Annotated in this window: 1 pseudogene; it reads right to left on the minus strand. The window is 35.4% G+C overall.

Annotation, left to right across the window (positions count from 1 at the left end):
* Positions 1-132 precede the first annotated feature (132 nt).
* Positions 133-277, minus strand: a pseudogene (locus ACJ5GX_RS01735) (phosphate ABC transporter permease); the annotation flags it as partial.

Genomic DNA, 277 nt, shown 5'->3' on the forward strand with positions numbered 1-277 from the left:
ATTAAACTTAATGAACGCAGAACCCACATTTGTAAATGACCACTTCCTAATTTAATGTGCGTTTCCTTTACTGTCACCCTTTTCAATTAGTTATTTTATAAGTGACATGTTATAGGTAGTGTGGTAATAAAATGATCGATCCAATATCACCTTGATGTGAGGTGCACCTAGCGCAAACGCTGCATCTTTTATTGCAATAGGAACGTTTGTAAAGGCATTTTTTGTTGCAATAATAATATTAGGCAGCATCATAAATGAAAGAGTCATCCCGCCAACA

It is taken from the genome of Wolbachia endosymbiont of Tuta absoluta (assembly GCF_059414725.1).